Source organism: Kitasatospora sp. MY 5-36, from assembly GCF_001182915.1.
Classification (GTDB): Bacteria; Actinomycetota; Actinomycetes; order Streptomycetales; family Streptomycetaceae; genus Kitasatospora.
In genome coordinates this window covers 1-3,604 of the sequence record NZ_LFVW01000881.1, presented here as the reverse complement: position 1 = coordinate 3,604, position 3,604 = coordinate 1, and the positions used below count along the sequence as shown (strand labels likewise).

The window sequence follows — 3,604 nt, the reverse complement described above, 5'->3', positions numbered from 1 at the left end:
CGGGCACGCCGAGCACGCCGGGCGGCACCGGTACGCCGACCGACCCGGGGACGCCGACCGGCGGCACGCCGACCACGACCCCGACCACGACCCCGACGGGGACGCCGACCGGCACGCCCACCCCGACCGGGACGGGCACCCCGACGGGGAGCCCGAGCGGCACCGGTTCGGCGACCGCCACGGCCGCGGGCAGTGCGACGGCGACGCTGCCGCTGGGCACCCCGACGCACTGACGCGCCGGACAGGCCACGAGGAGGCCGCCCCACGTCACCGGACGCGGGGCGGCCTTCGCGGTGCTCGGGGTTACGCGCCGCTGTCGGGGGCGAAGCGGATCACGACCGCCTTGGAGGTGGGGGTGTTGCTGATGTCGGCGGTGGAGTCCAGCGGCACCAGCACGTTGGTCTCGGGGGAGTAGGCCGCCGCGCCGCCGCGGGCGACGGGGTAGTGGACGACCCGGAAGTGCGGGGCGCGGCGCTCCACGCCGTCGCTCCACTCGCCGACCAGGTCGACGTACCCGCCGTCGGTCAGCCCCAGCTCCTCGGCGTCCGCGGGGTTGACCAGGACCACCCGGCGGCCGCCCTTGATGCCGCGGTAGCGGTCGTCGAGGCCGTAGATCGTGGTGTTGTACTGGTCGTGCGAGCGCAGGGTCTGGAGCAGCAGCCGGCCCGGCGGGACCTCGGGGGCGGTCAGCGGGTTGACGGAGAAGTTGGCCTTCCCGGTCGCGGTCGGGAAGGTGCGGGTGTCCCGGGGGCCGTGCGGCAGGGTGAAGCCGCCGGGGCGGCGGACCTTCTCGTTGAAGTCCTCGAAGCCCGGGACGACGCGGGCGATCCGGTCCCGCAGGGTGTCGTAGTCGGTGGCGAAGTCCTCCCACGGCACGGTGTCCCGCGGCCCGAGCACGGTGCGGGCCAGCCGGCAGACGATCGCGGTCTCGGAGAGCAGGCCGGGGGCCGGCGGGCGCAGGCCGCCGCGCGAGGCGTGCACCTGGCCCATCGAGTCCTCGACGCTGACGAACTGGGCGCCGCGTGCGCTGACGTCCCGGTCGGTGCGGCCGAGGGTGGGCAGGATCAGGGCGCGGGCGCCGGTGACCACGTGTGAGCGGTTGAGCTTGGTGGAGACGTGGACGGTCAGCCGGCACTTGCGCATCGCGGCCTCGGTGACCTCGGTGTCCGGGGTGGCCGCGACGAAGTTGCCGCCCATCGCGAAGAAGACCCCGATCCGGCCGTCGCGCATGGCGCGGATGGTGTCCACCGAGTCGAGGCCGTGCTCGCGCGGCGGCTCGAAGCCGAACTCCCGGCCCAGGGCGTCCAGGAAGGCGTCGCCGGGGCGCTCGAAGATGCCCATCGTCCGGTCGCCCTGGACGTTGCTGTGCCCGCGCACCGGGCAGACCCCGGCGCCGGGGCGGCCGACGTTGCCGCGCAGCAGCAGGAAGTTGACCACCTCGCGGATGGTCGGCACGGCGTGCTTGTGCTGGGTGAGGCCCATCGCCCAGCAGACGATGATCTTCTCGGACTTCAGCACCAGCCGGCCGAGCTCCTCGATCTGCTCCCAGGGCAGGCCGGTCGCGGCGAGCACCTCGGCGCGGTCGGTCCGCCGCGCCTGGGCCTCGAACTCCTCGAAGCCGTAGCAGTGTTCGGCGACGAAGTCGCGGTCGACGCCGTCCTGCTCCAGGACGATCCGGTTCAGCGCGCGGAACAGCGCGAGGTCCCCGCCGAGGCGGATCTGCAGGAAGAGGTCGGTCAGCTTGGTGCCGTGGCCGACCAGGCCGCGCGCGTGCTGCGGGTTCTTGAACCGCTCCAGGCCGGCCTCCGGCAGCGGGTTGACGCTGACGATCGTGGCGCCCGCCCGCTTGGCGCGCTCCAGCGCGGAGAGCATCCGGGGGTGGTTGGTGCCCGGGTTCTGGCCGGCCACGATGATCAGGTCGGCCTGGTAGAGGTCCTTCAGGCTGACGCTGCCCTTGCCGACGCCGAGCGTCTCGGTGAGCGCCGAGCCGGAGGACTCGTGGCACATGTTGGAGCAGTCCGGCAGGTTGTTGGTGCCGAGCCGGCGGGCGAACAGCTGGTACGCGAAGGCGGCCTCGTTGCTGGTCCGGCCGGAGGTGTAGAAGGCGGCGCCGTCCGGGGTGTCCAGGGCCTTCAGCTCCTCGGCGACGAGCGCGAAGGCGTCGTCCCAGGAGACCGGCGTGTAGTGGGTGGCGCCCTCGTCCAGCAGCATCGGCTGGGTGAGCCGGCCCTGCTGGCCCAGCCAGTAGCCGGAGCGCTCGGCCAGGTCGGCGACCGGGTGGGCGGCGAAGAACTCGGCGCGGACGCGGCGCTCGGTGGCCTCCTCGGCGACGGCCTTGGCGCCGTTCTCGCAGAACTCGGCGGTGTGCGGCTTGTCCGGCTCCGGCCAGGCGCAGCCGGGGCAGTCGAAGCCGTCCTGCTGGTTGACCTTGAGCAGGGTGGCCAGGGTGCGGCGGGCGCCCATCTGCTCGGCGGCCATCCGCAGGCTGTGGCCGATGGCGGGCAGCCCGGCGGCGGCGTGCTGGGGCGCGGACACCTCGGGGGCGTCCTGCGCCGGGTCGCTCTGCGGGGCCTGCTTGGCCATGGCCGCTCTCCTCGGGCTCTGCTGGTGCGTACCGCCGCCTTCGTGCGGGGGTTCGATTCCATCCTTCCACCTGGCCGGGGGCCGGGGGAGGGGGCGGGCGGGGAGGGGCGACGGCGGGGCGAAGGGCGGCGGCCGGCGTCGGTAGAGTCTGGGCGTCATGGCGGGAGGGGAGCGCGCGTGCGAGTCGGGGACGTCCTGGACGGCCGGTACGAGCTGGTGGAGAAGCTCGGGCAGGGCGGGTTCGGGGTGGTGTGGCGGGCCGAGGACACCCGGATGGGGCGGCCGGTGGCGGTCAAGGTCATCGGGCACCACGGCGGCGACCGGGCGAAGGCCGCGCTGCGGTTCGTCCGGGAGGCCGGCGCGGCCGGCAACCTCTCGCACCCGCACATCGTCACGGTGCACGACCTCGGGCAGTGCGAGCTCGGCGGCGAGGAGGTCACCTACCTGGTGATGGAACTGCTCACCGGCCGCACCCTCACCGAGGTGCTGGAGGCGGGGGTGCCCGAGCCCGGGCTCAGCCTGCGCTGGGGGCGGCAGATCAGCGGCGCGCTGGCGGCCGCGCACGACGCGGGCATGGTGCACCGGGACATCAAGCCGGACAACGTGATGATCACCGACGCCGGGCACCTGAAGGTGCTGGACTTCGGCATCGCCCAGCTGGACACCGGCGCGGGCGGGCTGACCACCACCGGGACGATCGTCGGCAGCCCGGCGTACATGGCGCCCGAGCGGTGGACCGGCGGCCGGGTGGACGGGCGGGCCGACCTGTACGCGCTGGGCTGCGTCCTGGTCGAACTCTTCACCGGGGCACGGCCGTTCGGCGGGGACTCGACGCCGGTGCTGATGTACCAGCACCTCAACGAGGTGCCCGCGCCGCTGGACCCGGCGCAGTTCGGGCTGCCGCCGCAGGTGGCCGGGCTGGTCGCGGAGCTGCTGGCGAAGGACCCGGCGGACCGGCCGGCCGACGCCCGTACGGTCGAGCGGCGGCTCGCCGAGCTGGCCGGGTGGGCGGGCGGCCGGG

3 protein-coding genes are annotated in these 3,604 nt (G+C 74.6%); 1 reads left to right on the top strand and 2 read right to left on the bottom strand.

Annotation, left to right across the window (positions count from 1 at the left end; all coding sequences use genetic code 11):
• Together AE652_RS46930 and AE652_RS37680 are read right to left on the bottom strand one after the other, a co-directional pair.
• Positions 1-220: hypothetical protein (locus AE652_RS46930; RefSeq protein ID WP_049659803.1), on the bottom strand; the 220-nt coding region annotated here is incomplete at its 3' end.
• Positions 221-303: 83 nt separating this feature from the next.
• Entirely contained in the window at positions 304-2,583 is a 2,280-nt protein-coding gene (locus tag AE652_RS37680; protein WP_049659800.1) for an FdhF/YdeP family oxidoreductase, read from the bottom strand.
• Between the two features lie 177 nt (positions 2,584-2,760).
• On the opposite strand from AE652_RS37680, the gene AE652_RS37675 reads away from it, so the two are divergent.
• Positions 2,761-3,604 (top strand): serine/threonine-protein kinase (locus tag AE652_RS37675; protein ID WP_049659798.1); only part of this gene is annotated, 844 nt, incomplete at its 3' end.